Below are 20,527 nucleotides of genomic sequence, written 5' to 3'. Positions count from 1 at the left end.
GGAAGATCCCCTACGAGCGAGCAGGGAGCCGGTAGCAAGGCCCAACGGCATGTCCCGCCCGCGACTACCCGAACCGCAGTTCGCGGTGGTGCTTCTTCACGACCTCCGGGTGGGCGCGGGCCCAGCCCTTGAGTTCGTTCCAGCCGAACTCCGCGAACAGCGGGTTGTCCGGGTCCCTGGTGACGCCCGTCGCCTCCGCCGCGCCGGGGAACGGCAGCGGGGCGACGCGGGCATCCAGCCGGGGGTTGTAGAAGAAGGGCGCGGAGAAGCGCTCGCGCGCGCCCAGCGGGGAGACCACGCGGTGGTTGGTGGCCTTGAGGTAGCCGTTGGTGGCCACCTCCAGCAGTTCGCCAAGGTTCACCACGAAGGCGCCCGGCAGATGGGGCACGTCGATGTACCCGGCTCCACCGGGCGCCTCGACCTGTAGGCCGGGGACCTCGTCGGTCAGCAGCAGGGTGAGGAAGCCGTAATCCTTGTGCACGCCCACGCCCTGGTCCTCTCCCTCCCGAGCGCGCCCTGGGTAGCGCACCAGCTTCAGGTGGTTGCGCGCCTTGCCGACGAAGGCGTCGTCGTAGAAGTCCTCGGGGCCGCCGATCGCGGTGAGCAGTTCGTGCAGCAGCCGGTGGGCGACCGCACTGAGACTGTTCATCCAGGCGAGCGTGATCCCGCGCAGCTCGGGGAGGGCGTCGGGCCATTGGTTCGGGCCTTCCAGCCACCAGTACGGCGGCTCGTCGGGACCGGGTACGTGGGCGGGCCGCTCGTTGCTGATGTCGAGCTGGTCGCGCCAGTCCCGGAGGCCCTGGGTCCGCTCGTTGCCGATCCGCGTGTAGCCGCGGAAGTGCGGTGAGTTGAGGTTGTCGATGAAGCCGACGTCGCGGGCCGCGCGGTGGAGCGCGTGGCGGTCGAGGGCGGAAGGTCGATCACTGGAATGGAGGTGGGCTGCGACATGGATGGCGTCCCTCCAGCTCAGAGCACGTCCGAGAGGAACTGCCGCAGCCGCGGGCTCTGCGGAGCGCCGAAGAGGCTGTCGGGCGCGCCGGACTCGACGACGGCTCCGCGGTCCATGAAGGCGACGCGGTCGGCGACCTCGCGAGCGAAGCCCATCTCGTGGGTGACCACCACCATGGTCATGCCTGCCCGGCCCAGGTCGGCCATCAGGGTCAGCACGCCCTTGACCAGTTCCGGGTCGAGTGCGGAGGTCGCTTCGTCGAAGAGTATGACCTGAGGTGCCATCACCAACGCGCGGGCGATGGCCACCCGCTGCTGCTGCCCGCCGGAGAGCCGTCCCGGCCGTTCGCCGGCCTTGTGCCGCAGCCCGACCTGGTCGAGCTGGTGGTGGGCGGCCTCCTCCGCCTCCTCGCGGGAGAGCCCACGCAGTTTACGCAGCGGCAGCGTGAGATTGTGCAGGACGCTCATGTGCGGGAAGAGGTTGAACTGCTGGAAGACCATCCCGACCTGCCGGCGCAAGAGGTCGGGATCGCGGTGCAGCACGCTCTCACCGTCCAGCAGCACGTCACCGCGGTCGGGCTCGAGGAGCCGGTTGATCGTTCGCAGCAGCGTCGACTTTCCGGAGCCGGAAGGCCCGATCACGCAGAGGGTTTCGCCCCGTGGGACATCGAGGTCCACCCCGCGCAGCACCGGGTTGCCGCCCAGGGACAGGTGGAGATCGCGGGTCGCCAGGCTTACCGGGGCGAACGCTGCGCTCGCGGGGATGTCGGCGGGTCGTTCGTCAGACATGGGTCGGTCCCTCGGACGCGGTACGGGGTACGGGTTCCGGTCGGGGTTCGGCTTCGGCCGGGGCGGTGCTCTGCTCGACAACCCTTCGGCCGTCTCGGAGTTGACGGTCAATCACATTGACCAGGTGCGTCAGCGGTACGGTCAGGACCAGGTAGAACAGCCCGGCGAGCACCAGCGCCGACTCGTTGCCGGTGTTGGCGGCGGAGTCCTGGCCGATCCGGAACAGGTCTCGCTGCCCGGCGGTGAGCCCGAGGAAGTAGATCAGGCTGGAGTCCTTGATCAGGGCGATCAGCTGGTTGACCCAGGCCGGCAGGACCCGCCGCACCCCCAGCGGGACGATGACCAGGCGCATGGCGGAGGCGTACGAGAAGCCGAGCGCCCGCGCCGCCTCGAGTTGGCCCGGTTCCACGCTCTGGATGCCGGAGCGGAAGATCTCGCCGAAGTAGGCGGCCGCGATCAGCGAGAGCGCGAGAATTCCCAGCGGGAAGGGGTCCGGCCCCCAGAGCGTCAGCCCCTCGGGGGCCAGCCCGACGCCGATCAGCAGGATGGTCACCGCGGCCGGGAGGCCGCGGAACACATCGGTGTAGACGCGGGCCGGCCAGCGGAGCCAGCGGGCCCTGGCGATCCCGGCGACCGCCAGCAGCAGACCGAGCACGGTGCCGATCGCCGCCGAGGTCACGGAGAGGAGCAGCGTGTTGGGCACGCCGGTCGTCAGCAGGTCGGAGACCGCCGAGCGCATCGATCCCCAGTTGAAGAACGTGTCCACCAGTGTGCTGAACTGGTCCACGCCAGCCTCCTGTCCGGTATGTCGCGGGAACGTTCGCTGATCAGAGATCAGATCAGGGAGCGGATCAGGGAGTCGCGCTCGCCGCCGTCGGCGAACCGCCGCCGGCCGTCACCGGCGGGTAGCTGACGGACCCGCCGCCGGGCTTGAAGCCTTCCGGCACGGCCCGGCCCGGGTAGTACTGCTCCTGCAGGCGGGTCCAGGTCCCGTCCGCGATCACCTCGTCAAGTGCCTTGTCGAGCGCGGCGAGCAGCTGCGGGCGGTCCTGCGCGACGGCGAAGGCGGTCGGGGCGGGGCTGAGCTGCTTCTGCGCGAGGACCACCTTGCCGCCGCTGTCGGCGGCGCTCTTCTCGCCGATCTCCGCGGGCGAGATCCAGGCCTGGGCGGTACCGGTCTTCAGCTGGTTGAGCGCACTGTTGTAGTCGGGCACCCGAACCGGATCGAGGTGGTGCTTGGTCGCGTAGTCGTCCTGCACGGTCCCCTGGACGACGACGACGCGCTTGCCCGTCAAGTCGTCGAAAGTCTTGACCGGTGAGCCGGCCGGGACGTCGAGGCCGAAGTAGCCGAAGTCGTAGCCGTTGCTGAAGGCCACGGTCTTCTTGCGGGCCTCGGTGATCGTGATGGACGAACTGCCCACGTCGAACTTGTGGTTGGCGACCTGGGACAGCAGGGACGAGAAGTCCGTCGCGGCGAACTGCACCTTGAGGCCGGCCTTGGCGGCCACGGCGGTGAACAGGTCGTTGTCGAAACCGGTGAACCTCCCGTCCTTGAGGTACACGTTCGGAGGCGCGTCGGAGAGCGTGCCGACGTGTATGGTCCCGGGCTCGGCGAGCTGGTACGGGTTGTCCGAGGCCTTGCTCCCCGAGGACGTGCTGCTGCAAGCGGTGAGCGACGCCAGGGAGACGAGGGTGGTGAGGGCGGTGACGAGGACGCGACGCGGGCGCATGGAGGCTCCAGGCGTGGTGGTGGCAGACGAACGCGTGCCGCAGCCCGTCCCGTCGTCGTGCGGGACCGGGGCAGCGCGCAGCAGTGAAACCGCACGGATGGGGTGCGGATGAGAAAGACCGGAAGAGGGGGACCGGCGCTCGGCGTCAGTGCCGAATGAGGGCGCGGGTCAGCAGCTGGGGCGACAGCTCATCGCCGTCACACGGCGCAGGTCGATGTGCCTGCGCGAAACGAGGTATCCAGCCATGCGGGCACTATGCGTGCCGACCAGCGGCGGAGTCAAATCCCGGCCCCGGCGGTGAAGACAGCAGCTGAGAGGCCATGAGGAGGGAGCCCGAGAGTCAGTCGGACTTGACTATCTTCTTATAGGACCTCAAAGTTCTCCTCATGTCTGCGACCAGGTCCACCTGCTTCCGCGCCGCCACGGTGGCCGCGCGACTCGGTGTGCCCGTCGCGTTCGCGGACCACGTCGCCTGTCGATGTCGGTGACGTCCGGGCGCTGAGGCGGTCGGTCCCTGGCGGGGCCGTGCTGGTTCGGCGTCCTCCCCCCTCGCAGCCCCGGCCCGACCCCCGCTGTCCCGCGCCCTCTCGCAAGGAGAGGGCTGATCAGGGCTTCCCGGGCGGGGGCCGGACTCCGGTCGCGGGCGATTCCGCAGTGTCTCCCCTCTCCCCGACAGGCTGCCGGTTGCGGCGGTCTGCGACGCAACTCCCCTGAGGTAAAAGATGATCAAGAGCAGGGCTGCCGTAGCGGCTGTGGCCATCGCACTGTTGACCGGCCTGACCGCTGCCTGCGGTGCTGGCGGCGGTCAGGGCGCGACGGCGGGCGCTGCCTTCGACCCGAACGCCTGCCAGGGCGGCACCCTGACCGTGCTCAACCACCGCGGGCAGGGCAACTTCGACCCTGCCGAGCTCTACACCTCCGGCGGCGGCAAGGTGCCGACGCTGACCTTCCGGACCCTGACCACGCGCAACCACATCACCGACGGCCCCGACAGCGCCAAGGTGGTGCCCGACCTGGCCACGAACACCGGCGAGCCCAACCAGGACGCCACCGTGTGGACCTACCACCTCAGGCCCGGACTGAAGTTCGAGGACGGCACGCCGATCAGGTCCGCCGACATCAAGTACGGACTGGAGCGCTCATTCGCGCCCGAGCTGCCCGGCGGCCCGCCGTACCTGCGGGACTGGCTGGTCGGCGGCGAGACCTACCAGGGCCCGTACAAGGGCGGCGACCTGGCCTCCATCGAGACGCCGGACGACAGCACCATCGTCTTCAAGCTGCGCAAGCCCGAGGGCGACTTCCCGTTCCTCGCGACGGCCACGCAGTTCGCACCCGTGCCCAAGTCCAAGGACACCGGCACGGACTACCAGAAGCACCCGGTCTCCTCCGGGCCCTACAAGGTGGTGAGCAACGACGGCGGCAAGACCATCACGCTCGACCGCAACCCCAGCTGGTCGCGCTCCGTCGACGACCAGCGCCTCGCCTGCCCGGACCGGATCCAGGTGCTCTCGGGCCTCGACAAGTCGGTCATCAACCAGCGCCTGGCGGCGGGAACGGGCGACGACGCCCATGCGGTGACCACCGACAGCAACGTCGACGCCTCGGTGCTGGCGAAGCTGAACAGCGACAGCGCGCTCAAGAGCCGAGTCGTCACGGGCTACTTCGGCGAGACCCAGTACCTCGCCTTCAACCCGAAGGTGAAGCCGTTCGACGACGTCCGGGTGCGCCAGGCGATCGCGTACGCGATCGACCGGCAGTCGGTTGTCAACGCGGTCGGCGGCAGCGCGGTCGCCAAGCCCGCCACCACCTTCCTGCCGGACCAGGCCGCCTTCGGCCACACCCCGTACGACTACTTTCCGGCCGGCCAGAGCGGTGACCCGGCCAAGGCCAAGGAGCTGCTGGCGCAAGCCGGTTACGCGGGCGGGCTGACCATCACCCTCGACCACTCGACCGTGACCGGCGACGGCAGCGGCCCCGAGGTGGCGGCGGCCGTCCAGCAGGCCCTCGGCAAGGCGGGGATCACCGTCAAGCTGGAGGGCACGGCGGACGACGACTACCAGACCAAGTACCAGAAGCCGGCCACCGAACCGGGACTCTTCCTCACCAGCTGGGGTGCCGACTGGCCCTCCGGCGGGCCGTTCCTGGCCCCGGTGTTCGACGGACGGCAGATCCTGGCAGACGGCGGCAACTACAACTCCTTCCAGCTGAACGACCCGCAGGTCAACGCCGAGATCGACGCCGCCAACAAGCTCACCGACCCGGCGCAGGCGGCGAAGGCCTGGGGCGCGCTCGACGCCGAGCTCGGCAAGCAGGCGTACCTGGTGCCGCTCTACCACCCGGTCTACGAGCGGCTGTTCGGCAAGGGCGTGAAGAACGCCTATGTCAGCCAGTGGAACGGCGTTTACGACCTCTCACGCATCTCGGTCAAGTAAGGAACCGGCACGTTGCCCAAGGACCTGACGGGTCCTCAGCTTCCGGTCGGCGCCCCCGAACAGCAGGGCGCCGGGCGGAGCCGGCCCGAACGACACCAGACCTGGCGGCGCCTGCGCGCCGACCGCGCCGCGACCGTCGCCCTGGTGGCGGTCACCCTGCTCGTCCTGACGGCGGTCGCGGCACCGCTGATCTCCGCGGCGGAGGGGCAGGACCCCACCACGTACCACAACGACCTGGTCGACTCCGCCACCGGCGGCGTGCCGATCGGCTCCTTCGGCGGAGCGGGCGCCCAACACTGGCTCGGCGTGGAGCCCGGCACCGGCCGCGACGTGCTCGCCCGCCTGGTCTACGGCGCGCAGATCTCGCTCGCCGTCTCGATCGGCGCGACGGCCGTCCAGCTCACCCTGGGCGTGCTGATCGGCCTGGCCGCCGGCCTCGGCAACCGCGCGGCCGACACCGTGCTGAGCCGGACGATGGACCTCGCGATCGCCTTCCCCTCGCTGGTCTTCGCCGTCGCCCTGATGGCCGTCGTGCCGAGCGGCTTCCCGCGGCCGCTGCTGCTGATGCTGGTGATCGGCGTGCTCGGCTGGGGAACGACCGCCCGCATCGTGCGCGGGCAGGTGCTCACCCTGCGCGGGCTCGACTACGTCTCGGCGGCCCGGCTGGCCGGCTCGACCCGGTGGCGCGTCGCCCGCCGGGAGATCCTGCCCGCCCTCGCCGGACCCGTCATCACCTACGGGGTGCTGCAACTGCCAGTCAACGTCTCGCTCGAAGCCGGGCTCTCGTTCCTCGGCGTCGGGGTACGCCCGCCGACCTCCTCGTGGGGACAGATGCTCTCCAGCGCCACCGACTGGTTCCAGGCCGACCCGGCCTACGTCCTGCTGCCCGCCGGACTGCTCTTCGTCACCATTCTCTCCTTCACCGTCCTCGGCGACGGCGTCCGCACCGCACTCGACCCGCGGGCCCGCTCGCGGCTGCGCGCCGGGATCGACCCGCGGCGCGGGAAGGCCGGACCGCGGGAGGCGGCGTCGTGATCCGATTCCTGCTGCGCCGCACCGCCGACACCGCGCTGGTGCTGCTCGCGATGTCGGCCGTCGTTTACGTGATCTTCTACGCGGCTCCCCACGACCCGGCCGTCCTCGTCTGCGGCAAGGGCTGCGACGGCACCCGCCTCGCGGTCGTCCGGCACAAGCTCGGCACCGACCGCCCGCTCTGGGAGCAGTACGGGCAGTTCCTCCGGGCCCTCGTGGCCGGCCGGAGCTTCGACACGGGTACCGGGACCGTCCGGTGCGCGGCCCCCTGCCTGGGCTACTCCTTCCAGAGTGACCAGCCCGTCCTGGAGCTGATCACCCAGCGGGTGCCCGTCGACTTCTCGCTCACCCTCGGCGCGATGGTCGTCTGGCTGGTGCTCGGCGTCGGCACCGGGCTGCTCTCGGCCCTGCGGCGCGGCCGGTTCTCGGAACGCGCGCTGACCACACTCACCCTGGCGGGCCAGTCCACTCCGGTGTTCCTGGTCGGCCTGATGGCGATCATGCTGTTCTGCTCCACCCTCCAGTGGCTGCCGTTCCCCAGCTACACCGCCTTCACCGCCGACCCGGCGCAGTGGGCCGCCAACCTGGTGCTGCCCTGGGTCTCCCTCGCCCTCGTCCTGTCCGCCGCGTACGCGCGGATGACCCGGACCAGCCTGCTGGAGACGATGGCGGAGGACCACATCAGGACCAACCGCGCCTACGGGCTGACCGAGCGCCGGATCGTCCTGGGCCACGCGCTGCGCGGCGCGCTGGTGCCGGTGGTCACGATGCTCGCCATCGACGTCGGCGGGCTCCTGGGCGGCGCCATGCTCACCGAGTCCGTCTTCGGCTTCGACGGTCTGGGCCGCCTGCTGGTCACTGCGGTCGGCCAGACCGACCTGCCCGTGGTGGTCGGCGTCACCCTGTTCGCGGGCTTCTTCACCGTGGCAGCGAACGCCGCCGCGGACGTGCTGTACGCGCTGGCCGACCCGAGAGTGAGCTTGGCATGACGGACCGTCAGGAACTTGTGGAGGTCCGGGACCTGCGCGTCACTTTCGCGGCGGATGGCCGGCCGTTCACGGCCGTGGACGGGCTCTCCTTCACCCTCGGGGCCGGCGAGGCGCTCGGCCTGGTGGGCGAGTCCGGCTCCGGCAAGAGCACCGCCGCGTTCGCCCTGCTCGGCCTGCACCGGGGGAGCGGAGCCGAGATCACCGGTACCGTCCGGGTGGACGGCACCGACGTCCTCGCCGCCACCGAGGAGCAGTTGCGCGCCCTGCGCGGAGCCCGCGCCGCCATGGTCTTCCAGGACCCGCTCTCCGCGCTCGACCCGTACTGGACGATCGGCGACCAGATCGCGGAGGTCCACCGGGTGCACACCGGCTCCGCCCGGTCCGAAGCGCGCAGGCGGGCGGTCGAGGTGCTCGACCGGGTCGGCATCCCGGACGCCGCCCGGCGGGCCCGCGCCCACCCGCACGAGTTCTCCGGCGGCATGCGGCAGCGCGCGCTGATCGCGATGGCCCTGGCCTGCTCGCCGAAACTGCTGATCGCGGACGAGCCCACGACCGCCCTGGACGTCACCGTGCAGGCGCAGATCCTCGACCTGCTGCACGAGTTGCGCACCGAGGAGGGCATGGCGCTGCTGCTGGTTACCCACGACCTCGGGGTGGTGGCCGGCAACACTGACCGGGTCCTGGTGCTCCAGGACGGGCGGGTCGTCGAACAGGGCCCGGTGGCTCGGGTGTTGGGCGCGCCCGCCGCGCCCCGCACCCGGGAGCTGATCGAGGCCGTGCCCCGGCTGGACAGCCCGCGCGAGCGGACGGCCGTCACGGCCGACGAGGTCCTGCTGAGCGTCACCGATCTGCACTGCCACTACCCGGTCCCGGCCGGGTTCGGCAGGCGGCGCGAGGTCGTGCGCGCGGTTGACGGTGTGAGCCTGGACATCCGCCGGGGTGAAACCCTCGGCATCGTGGGGGAGAGCGGCAGCGGGAAGACCACGCTCGGGCGGCTGCTGGTGCGGCTGGCCGAGCCGACCTCCGGCACGATCCGGTTCGAGGGAACCGACCTCGCACGTGCCGGTGAACGGCGGCTCAGGCCGGTGCGACGGGACCTGCAGATGGTCTTCCAGGACCCGGTCTCCTCGCTCAACCCGCGCCGCACGGTCGGCGAGTCGGTCGCCGACCCGCTGCGGGTACAGGGCGGATCCGACGACGCGCAGGTCCGCCGGGAGGTCGCCGACCTGCTGGAACGGGTCGGCCTGCAGCCGCAGTGGTACTCCCGGTACCCGCACGAGCTCTCCGGTGGCCAGCGGCAACGAGTCGGCATCGCACGGGCGTTGGCGCTGCGGCCGAAACTGGTCGTGTGCGACGAACCGGTCTCCGCGCTGGACGTCTCCACCCAGGCCCAGGTGGTCCGCCTGCTCGCCGAGCTCCAGGCGGAGTTCGGGCTGACCCTGGTGTTCATCGCCCACGACCTCGCCGTGGTCCGGCAGGTCAGCGACCGCGTCGCTGTGATGCGCTGCGGCCGGATCGTGGAACTGGGCCCGGTGGACGACGTCTTCGCGGCTCCTCAGGACCGCTACACCCGGCGGCTGCTGGCCGCCGTGCCGGTGCCGGATCCCGCAGCGGCCGCCGAGCGCCGCGCGGCCCGCACCGAACTTCGGTGGCGGGAGAAGGCGGCACCGGTCGTGGCATCCTGAGGCGGCGGCAGATGCTGATGGGCTGACAGATTTGCTGCTGACGGAGCGAGCTGGGGCTTCGTGGGATCGAAGCGGTGAAGGGTGTCAGCCGCCGGGTCGGGTGATGCGGGCGGGAGAACCCGCTGCGGCTGGCCGAGGACCGGGCGACCGTCGATCTGCTGTCCGGTGGGCGACTCAACCCCGGTCAGCGTGGGCCCGCCGATCCACTACGAGCAGGTCAAGGCGGCGCTCTACCCGGCCACTGCCGGGGTCGATGACTTCGGCTGTGCGCGGGTGCGGCGGCAGCCTGCGTTCCGCGCGCTGGGTCGGGGAGAGCGGGATGAACCTGCTGACCAGCAGCGTGGTCAAGGTGGAGGAGTCCGACCAGTTCGCCGAGGTCCAGCTCGCGCAGATCCGCACCTCCCGCGCCCACCACCCCGACGGCGAGCGCGCCCGGGTCCCCCAGGGCTTGGTCGTCATCCCCACCGACAGCGCCACTCCCGTCCAGCGCGCGAAGTACGCCGAGTACGCTCGCCGCCGCACGCCGCGTACACCGCCCCGCAGGGCCCGGCCCGCCTGGTCTTCGCCCCCGACCTGGTCGGCAGCTCCGCCGAACTCGCCGAGCAGCTCTACGGCCACCCCGCTCTCCGCGAGGTGGACGAGGTCGCCTTTGCCCTCCCGTCCAGCTTCGAGCCCGAGGACTACGTGCAGATCCTCACCGACCTGGCCACCGAGCTGGGCTCGGCCCTCGGCTGGCGACCGGCCGTCTGAGGGGGGACCGCCGGCCCGCTCCGTGCACTACCGGCCGGTGAGGAGGGCGGTCCGGCGTTCCGTCAGAACGATGCGGCAGCACGGGCGATCCTGCACAGCCTGGCCGAGGATCCCGGGCAGTCGCGACGGTGCCCCGGCTGATGCCGGGGCACCACGTGCTTACAGCTGGTGGTCGAAGTGCGCCGTGACGGGAGCGTGGTCGGACCAGCGCTCGGCGTGGGTGGCGGCGCGTTCGACGTGGGCGGCGGTGCAGGTGGCTGCGAGCTTCGGGCTGACGGTCAGGAGGTCGATGCGCCAGCGGAACGACGCCTTTTCCAAAAGGTCCACCCGTTCGAGTGCGGCCTGTTCGGGGGTTCCTGCTGGCCTGGGCGGTAGGGGGATGCCCATGGGCATCATGACGGCTTCGGCGCCGGTTCGGGCAGTGGTGGGTTCGCGTGTCTCGGACACGCACGGCAACGAGGGCAAGGTCTCGCACCTGATCCAGGCGGAGACAGCGACCCGGCACGCGTTGGCGAAGGAGTGGGAGATCGTCGGGTCCTTCGAGGACCTCGATGTCTCCGCTGAGATTACGCCGTGGAAGCGCCCGGACCTGGGGCCGTGGCTGACCGAGCGGCAGGACGAGTGGGACGCGTTGGTGTGGGCCAAGGTCGACCGGGCGTTCCGATCCGCGAAGGACTGCGCGGACGTGGCGCACTGGGCGGAGGAGAACCACAAGGTCCTGGTCTTCACGGACGACGGCATCACCCTGGACTACCGGCAGGGGAGGGAGTCGTCCTTCGGGAACGAGCTTGCCAAGGTCTTCCTGATGTTGGCGTCGATCTTCGCGGAGATGGAGCTCAAGCGGATCAAGGCGCGGGTGACGGCTGCGCACAGGCATCTGCGGAAGACGGACCGGTGGGCCGGGGGCCAGCCGCCGTACGGGTACCGGATCGTCGACAGGCCCGGCGGCGGGCGGACGCTCGAGCCGGACCCGGTCTCCTCCGAAGCCGTCCGGTACATGGGCAAGCTGCTGCTGGAGGGGCAGAGCCAGTGGATGATCGCCACGGCCCTGGAGGCCGCCGGCTTCGACACCCCGGCGACCCACGCGTACAAGAACCAGGGCGACACTTACACGAGCAAGCGCAGGACGCCGCCGTCGAACCACTGGAACCCCACCAGCGTGGGCAAGATCCTGCGCTCGCCGGCGACGATGGGCCTGAAGCTGACAGGCCGCTCCGTGAAGACGCGAAAGCTTGCGCGCGACGCGAAGGGTCTGCCGATCCGGATGGCCAAGCCGCTGTTCACGGAGGAGGAGTGGGCGGCGGTCCAGGCGGTGATGGACGATCGCGGGATCACGAAGGAGCGCTCGAACGGCGCCTCGCCGTGGCTGGGTGTGCCGCACTGCGACCGCTGCGGGGACCGGTTCTACCGGCAGGTGAACCTCGCGAAGAACGGGAAGGTCTACGAGTACTACCGCTGCGCGAAGACCGCGGGGAAGCCGGCCTGCAAGGGCCAGTCCGTCAAGGGCGAGCGCGTCACCGCCGCGATCACCGCGTTGGTGGAGCGCTTGGCTGGGCTGGCGATGACGGTGCGCAGGTTCATCCCCGGTGAGGATCACACCGAGCAGCTCAACCACGTCACCGTGGCGATGAAGGATCTTCGGGAGGAGAAGCGCCGCAACCTGTTCGACTACCCCGGCGGGGACGACGAGTACTCCGAAGCCCTCGAAGTCCTCGTCGACGAACGCCGCCGCCTCGCCGCCCTTCCACAACGCCCATCCGCCTGGGTCGAGGTCGAGACCGGCCAGACCTTCGCCGACGCCTGGACCCAGGCCGACCAAGAGCACCGCCGCCAGCTCCTGCTTGGCCTCAAGGCCCGCCTCTACATGACACCCGACATCGAGGGCTGGTACCTGCCTGCCGAACTCGAAGCGCGTGTTGGACGGCTGGCATGAGTGGCTGTTGTCGTTTCGATCTTGAGGGGCGCGGGTCGAACGGGGGTCTCGATCGGGTGAGCGCAGCGGCCGCCGCGCATGAAAGCAGGGCCTCTTGGTAGCTCGAAGGGTGTCTACGCCAAAGAGCGGTCCAGGAGGCCCTGTTGTCCCACTTCTACGGCATCGCGGGACCGGGGTCCACTTCGGTCACTCTCGCGTGTGACTGCCTGGCACACCGGTTCGGGAACGCCGTCGACCACGGGGTCCGTGTGCGCCGCTACCCCACCGACATGTCCGATGCGGAGTGGGCGGTGGTGCGGCCGCTGCTGCCGGTGCCGGGCTGGCTGCGCGGGCGGGGCGGGCAGCCGGAGGCGTACTGCCACCGCACGATACTGGACGCGATCCGCTACCTCGTCGACAACGGAACGAAGTGGCGGGCCATGCCGGCTGACTTCCCGCCGTGGGACCGGGTCTACGCGTTCTTCCGGCGCTGGCGTGACCACGGTCTGGTCCGGGAGTTGCACGACCGGCTCCGCCGTAAGGCCCGCGAGCAGGCCGGGCGGGACCCGGAGCCGAGCGCGGGCGTGATCGACTCCCAGTCGGTCAAGGCGGACGCCGTCGTCGGCCGTGACAGCCGCGGCTTCGACGGCGGCAAGCTGATCAATGGCCGCAAGCGGCACGCCGTGGTCGACACCCTCGGCCTGCTCCTCGCGGTGATGGTCACCGCAGCGGACATCGGCGACCGCGCCGCCGCGCAGGTTCTGCTCGCCCAGGTGGCCGCCGCACACCACCGGCTGGCGCTGGTCTGGGCCGACGGCGGCTACACGGGCAGCCTCGTCGAGTACGGCTTCACCGTCCTCGCCCTGGTCCTGGCCATCGTCAAACGCAGTGACGACATGCGCGGCTTCGTCGTGCTGCCCAAGCGGTGGATCGTGGAGCGGTTCTTCGCCCACCTGATGCGAAGCCGCCGCCTCGTGCGGGACTTCGAACGGTCCACCGGCAGCGCGGAGGCGATGGTCTACTGGTCGGCGACGATGCTCATGACCCGCCGCCTGGCCCGGCCAAGGCCATCGCGAGCGTGAACCGGCCCGGCTCCGGCTCGACCAGCCACCCGCGCGCTGTCAGCCGCTTCGCCTTCGACCGCAACGCCTCGATCTTCGCGGGCACCGGGTCCAGGCCGAAGCAGGCGGCCATCTCCTGGCAGGTCAGCGGGCCTTGACCGAGACGGCCTCGGTCCGCGAGAGCCTGCACGATGCGCTGGTAGTCCGCCGACAGTGCCGACCGGGCCAGACCCGCACGCCACATCGGCACCACCGACTTCGGCTTCGCCGCTGCCGAAGATGCAGGCAGCGCCGGCGGTTCACCGCGATCCGACGGCTTCTCGACGGCGTCCGGGCCGGCGATGTCTCCTTCGCCCGGGGACAGCACCTCGCCGACGCGTGAACGGGCGATGACCCACTCGCTCCACTCCCGCTCGGCCGCGACCAGCTCGGCCTGGATACGGTCCGCCTCCTCCCGCAGCTCATCCACACGACGGCGAGCGGTCAGCTCACGCTGTTCCAGCAGCCCCACGACCGACGGCATCCTTGACCTCCACCAGAGCGACGACACGACACGTCACCACTCCCCGAGACCACCGCCCCTATGCCTGACCAGCGGAAACACAGCTCTCAAGTCAGGAAAGACAACAGCCACTGAGCCGGCCGCACGGCGTAGGTCGGTTCACCGGGGTCGTGGCAGACCCGAGATCCCCGACTACGCAGGCTCTGCATGTCTGATCGCCAGAACAGGCCTGCGCCGTCGCCTGGGCGCTGACCCCGCCTACGTCAACTTCCCCGACCTGTCAGGCTGGCAGCACGCCTACTACGGCGACAACTACGAGCGCCTCACCGAGGTCAAGCGCCATTACGATCCCACGGTTTCTTCCGCTACCCCCAGGCCGTCACGACCCCAGAATCCTGAGGGGCCACACATATGCAGACCTGACGACCTCAGGACAGCAGCACTTCGGGACTGCCCGGCTCGACCGCGTGCGACTGTCACGTCTCGCGGTCTCCTGCGCCGGACGCGCCATCGCATTCACGCCGTTGGCAGTCGCCGAGCGCAGGTCCGCCGTGCTGGGCGAGACGGCCGAGCTCCACCGTTCGGTCCCGGCATTGATGTTGAGCTGTGCAATGCCGTCTGCGGCGGGACCTTCCTGGATCTTGATCAACGCTTGGGCCGAAGACGAGAGGGCTGACCGGCTGACGGCCAGTCGGGTTCCTACCGGACCGGGAGTTGCGGCGCGCTGGTACGGACGTGGGCCCGGACGGTGAAGACCTCGTCGGTTCCGGTGATGGCGAGCAGATGCAGCAGCTGCGGTCCGGCGCCGGAAAGGACCAGCCAGGTTCCGGCGGCTTCGGCAGCGTGGTGGGCGTCGAGGAGGGCGTTCAGGCAAGCGGAGTCGCAGCCGGTAAGTCCTGACAGCTCGACGACAAGCATGGCCGGCACGTCGGCGACGGCCTCCGCTAAGGCGGCTCGGAGCAGGCATCGGGTCGAGCGGTCGGGCTCTCCGTCGAGGCGGCACACCTGGGTCGGCACCGCCGCCGAGTTGCTGCTGACCGTCAGCGGGCTGCCCGATCGGTCGAGCTCCGGCTGCGCTACCGAGGTGTCGTGCATGATCGGCTCCCTTGCTGGGACATGCGGTCGGGCAGGTCTTCGGGAGATGCCCGGGTGGTTGCCGAGTGGGCGCGCAAGCTGCCTGTTGTTCTGTGGCCGCCGACTCTGCGTTACGGCTGGGCGCCTACCCGCAAGGCGGGTTTCCACACGCTGCAGGTGAGGGTGCGTGGCGATCGAGGATCTCCGTGCCGCGGCAGCACGCTGCCCAGCTGCCTGGAGCGCCCCGAGCCGGCCGTCGGCGTCAGGTACGTGGCGGTCCGGCGGCCAGGAGCAGTTGGATGGCGGCGAGGCGGTCTTCCAGCCGCGCGATGTCCGCGCGCGTGGCGCTCTGCCGCTCATGCTTGAGGATCACGATCAGCTGCCCGTCCGGGTCCAGGCGGCCGAGTGCGACATCCTCGACCGCGTCACCGTTCTGGAGCCGCACCGCGTGCTCGACCTCCGAGGGGCGAAGCGCGAGATGGCTGAGGGCGGCGGGGATCAGCCGGCCGTCCTCGATGACGGTGGTCGGCCTCCCCTCCACGATGCGTGCGGCGCGCCGGTCGCGGGCCAGCCACCGGTTCAGCAGCGCGTTGACCGTCACCAGGGTGACCGCGCCGATCACACCACCGAGCAGGCTGTTGTCGTTCCCGATGACGGCGTTCTGCACGACGTTGGACAGCAGGAAGATCACCACGAAGTCGAAGGTGTTCAGGTTCGCCAGTCCCCGCTTGCCACTGAGGCGGAACAGCACCACGATCAGCACGTAGACCGCCACGGTCCGCAGGATCTTCTCGGCGATGGGGATCTGAACCGACGACAGGTCATGCCACATGGGGGACTCCGTATGATCGGGCTGCGCCTGTGCCGATCATCACCGACCCGGATGTGACGGTGTCCCAGGTGGTGGTCGGCGGCAGCGCGTGTCACCCTTCCGGTCGCGCTCGGAGGCTCCGAACCGGAGCAGTCGCGCCACGTCCAGCCGCAGGGCGTTCCGCCGGGGTGCGCCTGGTGAGCCGGTTGATCGAGGCCAGAGCTCCACCTGAGGCTGTGCCGGGACTATGGTGGACAGTGCTGTCGGCGCGCGCGAAACACTCGCAGTGTGGCCGAGGTCCGCTCGGAGTCGGTCTTGGCGGGCCGGCTGCTCCGGCGGCCCGAGCAGAAGCTGCCCCAGACCCCGGCCGCGCCGCAGACGAAACGGCGAAGGAGCCGGGATGTCCATTCCGGGGCAGGCCACCGGATCACCGGTCCGGCCGGCGGCGTCGCAACCACGCGAAGGCCCACCGCGGATACCGTACGACGGCACCGAGCCTTTCCCTCATGACCCATCGGTCCATCGGGTGGAAGTGCCGCGTTGGCAGTTGGCAGTGACGGCGTTGGTGGTTATGTTCCCGTTCGTGGCCCTGGTGCTCGCGGGCTGGGTGCTCTGGGGGCGGCTCATCGGCCCCACCGACATCGCCCTGGCCTTGCTGTTCTACACCGTCACGGGTCTGGGGGTGACGGTGGGATTCCACCGCGGACTCACCCACCACAGCTTCGTCCCGGCCCGCGCGCTGAAGATCGCCATGGCGGTGGCCGGATCGATGAGCTTTCAAGGCGCCGTGATCGGCTGGGTCGCCACCCACCGCCGCCACCACGCCTTCACCGACCGCCCTGGCGATCCGCACTCACCGTTCCGCTACGGCACCAGCATGCGAGGCGAACTGCGGGGCCTGGTCCACGCCCACGTCGGCTGGCTGTTCACGGCCGACGTGACACCGCCGGCCCGCTACGCCCCCGACCTCCTCGCCGACCCGGATCTGCGCGCGGTCTCCCGCGCCTTCCCCGCCCTGTGCGTCCTCTCCCTCGCACTGCCCTTCGCAGCGGGCTGGACGATCGGCGGCACCTGGCACGATGCCCTGACCGCCCTGCTCTGGGCGGGCCTGCTGCGCGTGGCCCTGCTCCAGCACGTGACCTGGAGCGTCAACTCGCTCTGCCACATGATCGGACGACGCCCGTTCCGCACTCGTCGGCACGACCGCGCCACCAACCTGTGGCCGCTGGCCCTCCTTTCCTTCGGCGAGAGCTGGCACAACCTCCATCACGCCGAACCCACCTGCGCCCGCCACGGAGTAGACCGCGGCCAGATCGACCCGTCAGCCGCAGCCATCCGGTTCCTCGAACGCCTGGGGTGGGTCCGCGACGTGCGCTGGCCGGTCCCCGCGCGCCTCGACCCCCGTCGGCAGACGTGACCCCCCGAAGGCATGCCGTACCTGAGCCCTCGGCCGCGGCCAGGAACGCGACCGGGCTGCCCGCCGACTGCTCCCACGCCTGAACAGCTTCTCGGAACGCACCCTTGGGGAGGACCGGAGGACGGAGGGATCGAGGTCACAGACGGGGAACTCCGGTCCGCCCGCCTGGTCGTATCGAATGCCTGCTGGCATGCTCGGAGGGTTGTGCCTCGTATACGGAGGGAGACCGCCCATGCTCCTGCCGCTTCCACCGGAACTGAGTCCGGGCGGCCCGTGGTGAGGGGCTGGGTGATCGGCGTCGCCGCCGGACCCGGCCGCGATCACCGCCTGCTGGTGCTGCTCGCCGACGGACGGCGAGTGGTGACTCGTGAGCTGCCCGAGCAGGAGTTCGGGCAGCTGTGGACTCCGGTCGCCGAACGTCTGCGCCCGCCGCATTCCGGAGCCCGGTCGCTGGTGCGCTGGCTGCATCCGGCGCTGCCGGTCGATGTCGAGCTGGACGCCGCAGTGGTGCACCGGATCGCCCTGCCCGCAGCGCAAGACTGAGCGGGCCGCCGAAGGAGAGCCCGCCGCCTGCTGCGGACCACCCGTCAGGACGAGACCGCAGCGCTGGTGAGGCGGTCGGAAGGGCTGCTGGTGCTCAGAGAGAGGACGGGCGCCGCGAGAGCTGCCGAGGCGGTGGTCCGGCGGGCGAGGTCGTCGACGACATCGGTGAGCGAGTGTCGGCGGGCGAATACGGCGCGTTGCCGGTCGGCGCCCGTACCGCGGGTCAGGCGGCGGTGAAGGAGCAGCAGGGCGGTCTCCAGGTCTCCTGTCCCCGCCAGGGCAGGGGCGGCCAGTTCGGCCAGGTCGGCGACGAGGCGGCGCATCGGCAGGCGGCGCCCGGTGGACGGGTCCGTGCCGACGCCGGCCAGGCCGCCGAGCGCGGCCTGGCGGTGAGCCTCGCGCAGGACGACCGTCGAAGGTGTGCGCGGGGGCGGGGTGCCCGCGCGGTGGGCAGCGAGGAAGGTGTGGGCGAGGGCGCGCAGCAGGACAGCCAGCAGGACCGGGACGTCCAGGTCCGCGTTGGTGTCGGCGATCCTCACCTCCAGGGTGGGCAGGTGTTCGGACGGCCGGGCGTACCAGTACAGCATCCTCCGGTCGAGGATCACCCGTCGGGCGATCAACCGCCGTACCGTCCGCTCGTACTCGGCCGGGTTCAGGACCGGGGCGGGCCCGCAGGTGGGCCAGGCCAGGTAGCGGCCGGCGCGGGTGCTCGCGGCGCCGAGGTCCCGCCCTTCGCAGAACGGCGAGTTGACGCAAAGCGCCTGCAGGACGGGCAGCCAGGGGCGCAGGTGCGCGCTGATCGCGAGGGCGTCGGCGCGGGTGAGGTCGCCCAGGTGGACGTGGCACCCGGAGATCTCGCCACCGGTCTGGTCGGCGACAGGGCCCACATGGGCGGCCACCCGCCGGTAGCGGTCGGACGGGGTCAGCGGCAGCGGGTGGCGGCTGGCCAGGACAGCGGTGCCGGAGGCCACCAGTAGGCCCCCGGCGCTCTCGACCGCTGCGGCCATGGCCCGGCGCGCGGACGCCAGCTCCGCGCGGAGCTCTGCGGCAGTGGAGACGGGGCGGCTGCACGTCTCTACCTGGCTGGCCAAGAACTCGTGCTGGGCTCTGGGGCCCAAGGTCAGGGCGGCCTGCGGAACCACGAGGTGGGCACGGGGCACGGTCACCCGGGTGGCCTTGTCGACCAGCAGGAACTCCTCCTCGACGCCGAACCTGAGAGCGCCAGCGCGGCCGGTCATCTCGGCGGTTCCGAGTCGTCGCCCGACCGCCGGACGAGAAGTTCGCGCCACCCAGTGCCGGACCGGGCACCACCACGTGCGAAAGGAATCTGCATCATGAAGCTGCGCTCCTGGGACGGGGGTCTCGCCCCTGCGTATGTCCCGCGCGAGCCGCCGGAAACCGAGTCCGCGCTCCCACCGCTGCGAGCGGCGCTCCGACCCTGCCCCCTTCCCCGGGGCCGCCCAGCCCTCCCTCCCGGCGGCGGACTGCGGCGAGCTGTCGTAGGTTTCGGGCATGACCAGTGAAGAGACGACGATCCCGGCGGTGGGAGTCCGCTCGCTGGACGAAGTGCTCGACGCGATCGACTCCGCCAACCGGCGCCCGCAGCCCTGGACCGGGTTCGACCACGCCGTACTGGGCACCTACCAGTGGGCCACCGGAGCCCAGATCGCGGCACCGGTCACCGCCGCCGCCGCGCTCGGACCCATCGGGCCGTGCCGCGCCCAGCTGCAGGCCGAATGCCAAGCAGCCGAGGTGCGCCTGCGCCACGCCCCGGACACTCAGGCGGACGCCGCGTCGGCCCTGGGCGCCTACCAGGCGCTGGCCTGGCTCTGCGGCCGCCACGACGACCGGCCATGACCTGATTCACCACCACCTGGCTCGTCCTGCCCCAAGTCGTGCTGCGCAGCACCGCCGCCGCACGGCAGGCGAAGACGGACGGCCACGGCGGCGGGCAGCCCCCGCGTCGGTGACCCCCGCACCGCACACCCGCCCGGCCCCGGAAAGCCTGGAGGGACAGGGCTTGTAGCAGTCACCCTGCCGGTCGGGGCGCGGCCGATCGGCGACCGCTCGCCAGAGTGCGCGGCCCTCTCCTCGTTCGGTGCTGTGCTCGGCCCCTGGGCGGGCGACCGTGCCGTGTCGCTCCGCCCGCCGGAACGGAGGGCGCGGCATTCTTGGGCAGGTGAAGCCCACGCAGGTGCGCCGAGGTCGGCGCCGATTTCGCGCCAGGGCGATCGGTGCGAGCCTGGCCTCGCTGGATGCTCGGGCCGCGCTGGTGCCTGACCAACGGTGGCTGCGGTCCGTGCAGAAGCCGGAGGCGGTGTGCTGCCAGGTGGTGACCGAGCGGCGCGTCGCGGCCGGGGGAACGGTGATGTACCTGTATCTGCATGAGCCCGCGTGCGTGATCTGGGGACCGGCTGGGCGGACGTAGTCGGCGTTACCAGGCCGGCGACGGGCCGGGGCGCAACTCGCCGGTCGCACAGGGCGTCTGCCCGAGCCGGACGCCCGCCCTGGGCGGTCCGGCTACGGGGGCGCTGGGGCCTGCCGGCCGGTTGCCGTGATCCATGGTCGGCGTGGTGGGTGGTCGGCGTTGTCATCGAGCGGGCCTCGCGGCCTTGATCGAGTATCGGTTGGTGCCTACCAGTAGTGGCGGCGGCCGGCGACCTGGTGCCCGACGGCGCCCATGGTCCACAGCACGATCCCGACGAGGACCAGGACGATGCCGATGGTCCACAGGATGGCGATTCCGGTGACGAATCCGATGATGAGGAGGATGACTCCAAGGATGATCATGGTGGCCTGCGATTCTTGCTCCCCCTGTGGGTAGATGCCTCCGCCGAAGCGGAGAAAATCCG

19 protein-coding genes and 3 pseudogenes are annotated in these 20,527 nt (G+C 70.9%); 12 read left to right on the top strand and 10 right to left on the bottom strand.

Annotated features, from left to right (window positions below; all coding sequences use genetic code 11):
* Nucleotides 1-64: 64 nt before the first annotated feature.
* From CFP65_RS02130 to CFP65_RS02115, 4 genes and pseudogenes are all read right to left on the bottom strand, one after another.
* A pseudogene (locus tag CFP65_RS02130) lies at nucleotides 65-948 on the bottom strand (isopenicillin N synthase family dioxygenase).
* Nucleotides 949-966: 18 nt separating this feature from the next.
* A complete protein-coding gene (locus tag CFP65_RS02125) occupies nucleotides 967-1,737 on the bottom strand; it encodes an amino acid ABC transporter ATP-binding protein (protein ID WP_104814478.1) in 771 nt (256 codons plus the stop codon).
* Nucleotides 1,730-2,524, bottom strand: coding sequence for an amino acid ABC transporter permease (locus tag CFP65_RS02120; protein WP_104814477.1), 795 nt, complete (start codon nucleotides 2,522-2,524; stop codon nucleotides 1,730-1,732). The genes CFP65_RS02125 and CFP65_RS02120 overlap by 8 nt, the downstream gene beginning before the upstream one ends.
* Before the next feature lie 64 nt (nucleotides 2,525-2,588).
* Nucleotides 2,589-3,467, bottom strand: a complete 879-nt coding sequence (locus tag CFP65_RS02115) for an ABC transporter substrate-binding protein (RefSeq protein WP_104814476.1) — start codon at nucleotides 3,465-3,467, stop codon at nucleotides 2,589-2,591.
* Between the two features lie 722 nt (nucleotides 3,468-4,189).
* Here CFP65_RS02115 and CFP65_RS02110 point away from each other — a divergent pair.
* The 5 genes and pseudogenes from CFP65_RS02110 to CFP65_RS02090 form a co-directional block, all read left to right on the top strand.
* Nucleotides 4,190-5,899, top strand: a complete 1,710-nt coding sequence (locus CFP65_RS02110) for an ABC transporter substrate-binding protein (protein WP_104814475.1) — start codon at nucleotides 4,190-4,192, stop codon at nucleotides 5,897-5,899.
* A gap of 12 nt (nucleotides 5,900-5,911) precedes the next feature.
* Nucleotides 5,912-6,934: an ABC transporter permease gene (locus CFP65_RS02105; RefSeq protein ID WP_254552172.1), complete on the top strand. Its 1,023-nt coding sequence runs from the start codon at nucleotides 5,912-5,914 to the stop codon at nucleotides 6,932-6,934.
* Nucleotides 6,931-7,920 carry an ABC transporter permease gene (locus CFP65_RS02100; protein WP_104814474.1) on the top strand — a complete coding sequence of 330 codons (990 nt, stop codon included), beginning with the start codon at nucleotides 6,931-6,933 and terminating at the stop codon, nucleotides 7,918-7,920. Before CFP65_RS02105 ends, CFP65_RS02100 begins: the two co-directional genes overlap by 4 nt.
* Nucleotides 7,917-9,605 (top strand): ABC transporter ATP-binding protein, encoded by a 1,689-nt coding sequence (locus CFP65_RS02095; RefSeq protein WP_104814473.1) that lies wholly within the window; start codon nucleotides 7,917-7,919, stop codon nucleotides 9,603-9,605. Before CFP65_RS02100 ends, CFP65_RS02095 begins: the two co-directional genes overlap by 4 nt.
* A 107-nt stretch (nucleotides 9,606-9,712) precedes the next feature.
* A pseudogene (locus CFP65_RS02090) lies at nucleotides 9,713-10,355 on the top strand (LLM class flavin-dependent oxidoreductase); the annotation flags it as partial.
* Nucleotides 10,356-10,514: 159 nt separating this feature from the next.
* Here CFP65_RS02090 and CFP65_RS02085 read toward each other — a convergent pair.
* A pseudogene (locus CFP65_RS02085) lies at nucleotides 10,515-10,652 on the bottom strand (exodeoxyribonuclease III); the annotation flags it as partial.
* 88 nt (nucleotides 10,653-10,740) lie between these two features.
* Between CFP65_RS02085 and CFP65_RS02080 the strand changes: the two are divergent.
* A complete protein-coding gene (locus CFP65_RS02080; RefSeq protein ID WP_158701986.1) occupies nucleotides 10,741-12,288 on the top strand; it encodes a recombinase family protein in 1,548 nt (515 codons plus the stop codon).
* Nucleotides 12,289-12,557: 269 nt separating this feature from the next.
* Nucleotides 12,558-13,349: an IS5 family transposase gene (locus tag CFP65_RS02075; RefSeq protein ID WP_104820582.1), complete on the top strand. Its 792-nt coding sequence runs from the start codon at nucleotides 12,558-12,560 to the stop codon at nucleotides 13,347-13,349.
* On the opposite strand, the gene CFP65_RS02070 is transcribed toward CFP65_RS02075, so the two are convergent.
* Complete coding sequence (locus CFP65_RS02070; protein ID WP_104814471.1) at nucleotides 13,306-13,851, bottom strand: hypothetical protein; 546 nt, start codon at nucleotides 13,849-13,851, stop codon at nucleotides 13,306-13,308. The genes CFP65_RS02075 and CFP65_RS02070 overlap by 44 nt on opposite strands.
* On the opposite strand from CFP65_RS02070, the gene CFP65_RS02065 reads away from it, so the two are divergent.
* Nucleotides 13,766-14,506, top strand: coding sequence for a BBE domain-containing protein (locus tag CFP65_RS02065; protein WP_104820581.1), 741 nt, complete (start codon nucleotides 13,766-13,768; stop codon nucleotides 14,504-14,506). The two genes, CFP65_RS02070 and CFP65_RS02065, sit on opposite strands and share 86 nt — an antisense overlap.
* A 23-nt stretch (nucleotides 14,507-14,529) precedes the next feature.
* On the opposite strand, the gene CFP65_RS38640 is transcribed toward CFP65_RS02065, so the two are convergent.
* Together CFP65_RS38640 and CFP65_RS02055 are read right to left on the bottom strand one after the other, a co-directional pair.
* Nucleotides 14,530-14,925: an STAS domain-containing protein gene (locus tag CFP65_RS38640; protein WP_158701985.1), complete on the bottom strand. Its 396-nt coding sequence runs from the start codon at nucleotides 14,923-14,925 to the stop codon at nucleotides 14,530-14,532.
* A gap of 241 nt (nucleotides 14,926-15,166) precedes the next feature.
* Nucleotides 15,167-15,736 carry a DUF421 domain-containing protein gene (locus tag CFP65_RS02055; protein ID WP_104814469.1) on the bottom strand — a complete coding sequence of 190 codons (570 nt, stop codon included), beginning with the start codon at nucleotides 15,734-15,736 and terminating at the stop codon, nucleotides 15,167-15,169.
* A 379-nt stretch (nucleotides 15,737-16,115) separates the two neighbouring features.
* Between CFP65_RS02055 and CFP65_RS02050 the strand changes: the two genes are divergently transcribed.
* Both CFP65_RS02050 and CFP65_RS02045 read left to right on the top strand, forming a co-directional pair.
* Nucleotides 16,116-17,132: an acyl-CoA desaturase gene (locus CFP65_RS02050; RefSeq protein WP_104814468.1), complete on the top strand. Its 1,017-nt coding sequence runs from the start codon at nucleotides 16,116-16,118 to the stop codon at nucleotides 17,130-17,132.
* Nucleotides 17,133-17,420: 288 nt separating this feature from the next.
* Nucleotides 17,421-17,675, top strand: a complete 255-nt coding sequence (locus CFP65_RS02045) for a hypothetical protein (protein ID WP_158701984.1) — start codon at nucleotides 17,421-17,423, stop codon at nucleotides 17,673-17,675.
* Between the two features lie 44 nt (nucleotides 17,676-17,719).
* Here CFP65_RS02045 and CFP65_RS02040 read toward each other — a convergent pair whose 3' ends face one another.
* The gene (locus CFP65_RS02040; RefSeq protein WP_158701983.1) at nucleotides 17,720-18,913 is read right to left on the bottom strand and encodes a YbdK family carboxylate-amine ligase; all 1,194 of its coding nucleotides are present in this window, start codon (nucleotides 18,911-18,913) and stop codon (nucleotides 17,720-17,722) included.
* A gap of 274 nt (nucleotides 18,914-19,187) precedes the next feature.
* Between CFP65_RS02040 and CFP65_RS02035 the strand changes: the two genes are divergently transcribed.
* Nucleotides 19,188-19,532 carry a hypothetical protein gene (locus CFP65_RS02035; protein WP_104814465.1) on the top strand — a complete coding sequence of 115 codons (345 nt, stop codon included), beginning with the start codon at nucleotides 19,188-19,190 and terminating at the stop codon, nucleotides 19,530-19,532.
* Nucleotides 19,533-19,854: 322 nt separating this feature from the next.
* A complete protein-coding gene (locus CFP65_RS02030) occupies nucleotides 19,855-20,103 on the top strand; it encodes a hypothetical protein (RefSeq protein WP_104814464.1) in 249 nt (82 codons plus the stop codon).
* Nucleotides 20,104-20,309: 206 nt separating this feature from the next.
* Here the strand turns inward: CFP65_RS02030 and CFP65_RS02025 are convergent, their stop codons facing one another.
* Complete coding sequence (locus CFP65_RS02025) at nucleotides 20,310-20,465, bottom strand: DUF6131 family protein (RefSeq protein WP_254552802.1); 156 nt, start codon at nucleotides 20,463-20,465, stop codon at nucleotides 20,310-20,312.
* Nucleotides 20,466-20,527 lie beyond the last annotated feature (62 nt).

The sequence above is a fragment of the Kitasatospora sp. MMS16-BH015 genome (assembly GCF_002943525.1).
GTDB lineage: Bacteria > Actinomycetota > Actinomycetes > Streptomycetales > Streptomycetaceae > Kitasatospora.
The sequence above is the reverse complement of the archived record's forward strand: the minus strand, read 5'-3'. Positions and strand labels throughout refer to the sequence as shown.

What these genes read in the sequence shown, in the direction of transcription:
- CFP65_RS02025 (WP_254552802.1), bottom strand. Translation starts at nt 20,465, where the DNA reads ATGATCATCCTTGGAGTCATCCTCCTCATCATCGGATTCGTCACCGGA.
- CFP65_RS02035 (WP_104814465.1), top strand. Translation starts at nt 19,188, where the DNA reads ATGACCAGTGAAGAGACGACGATCCCGGCGGTGGGAGTCCGCTCGCTG.
- CFP65_RS02055 (WP_104814469.1), bottom strand. Translation starts at nt 15,736, where the DNA reads ATGTGGCATGACCTGTCGTCGGTTCAGATCCCCATCGCCGAGAAGATC.
- CFP65_RS38640 (WP_158701985.1), bottom strand. Translation starts at nt 14,925, where the DNA reads ATGCACGACACCTCGGTAGCGCAGCCGGAGCTCGACCGATCGGGCAGC.
- CFP65_RS02115 (WP_104814476.1), bottom strand. Translation starts at nt 3,467, where the DNA reads ATGCGCCCGCGTCGCGTCCTCGTCACCGCCCTCACCACCCTCGTCTCC.
- CFP65_RS02095 (WP_104814473.1), top strand. Translation starts at nt 7,917, where the DNA reads ATGACGGACCGTCAGGAACTTGTGGAGGTCCGGGACCTGCGCGTCACT.
- CFP65_RS02110 (WP_104814475.1), top strand. Translation starts at nt 4,190, where the DNA reads ATGATCAAGAGCAGGGCTGCCGTAGCGGCTGTGGCCATCGCACTGTTG.
- CFP65_RS02075 (WP_104820582.1), top strand. Translation starts at nt 12,558, where the DNA reads ATGTCCGATGCGGAGTGGGCGGTGGTGCGGCCGCTGCTGCCGGTGCCG.
- CFP65_RS02070 (WP_104814471.1), bottom strand. Translation starts at nt 13,851, where the DNA reads ATGCCGTCGGTCGTGGGGCTGCTGGAACAGCGTGAGCTGACCGCTCGC.
- CFP65_RS02125 (WP_104814478.1), bottom strand. Translation starts at nt 1,737, where the DNA reads ATGTCTGACGAACGACCCGCCGACATCCCCGCGAGCGCAGCGTTCGCC.
- CFP65_RS02050 (WP_104814468.1), top strand. Translation starts at nt 16,116, where the DNA reads ATGTCCATTCCGGGGCAGGCCACCGGATCACCGGTCCGGCCGGCGGCG.
- CFP65_RS02040 (WP_158701983.1), bottom strand. Translation starts at nt 18,913, where the DNA reads ATGACCGGCCGCGCTGGCGCTCTCAGGTTCGGCGTCGAGGAGGAGTTC.
- CFP65_RS02080 (WP_158701986.1), top strand. Translation starts at nt 10,741, where the DNA reads ATGGGCATCATGACGGCTTCGGCGCCGGTTCGGGCAGTGGTGGGTTCG.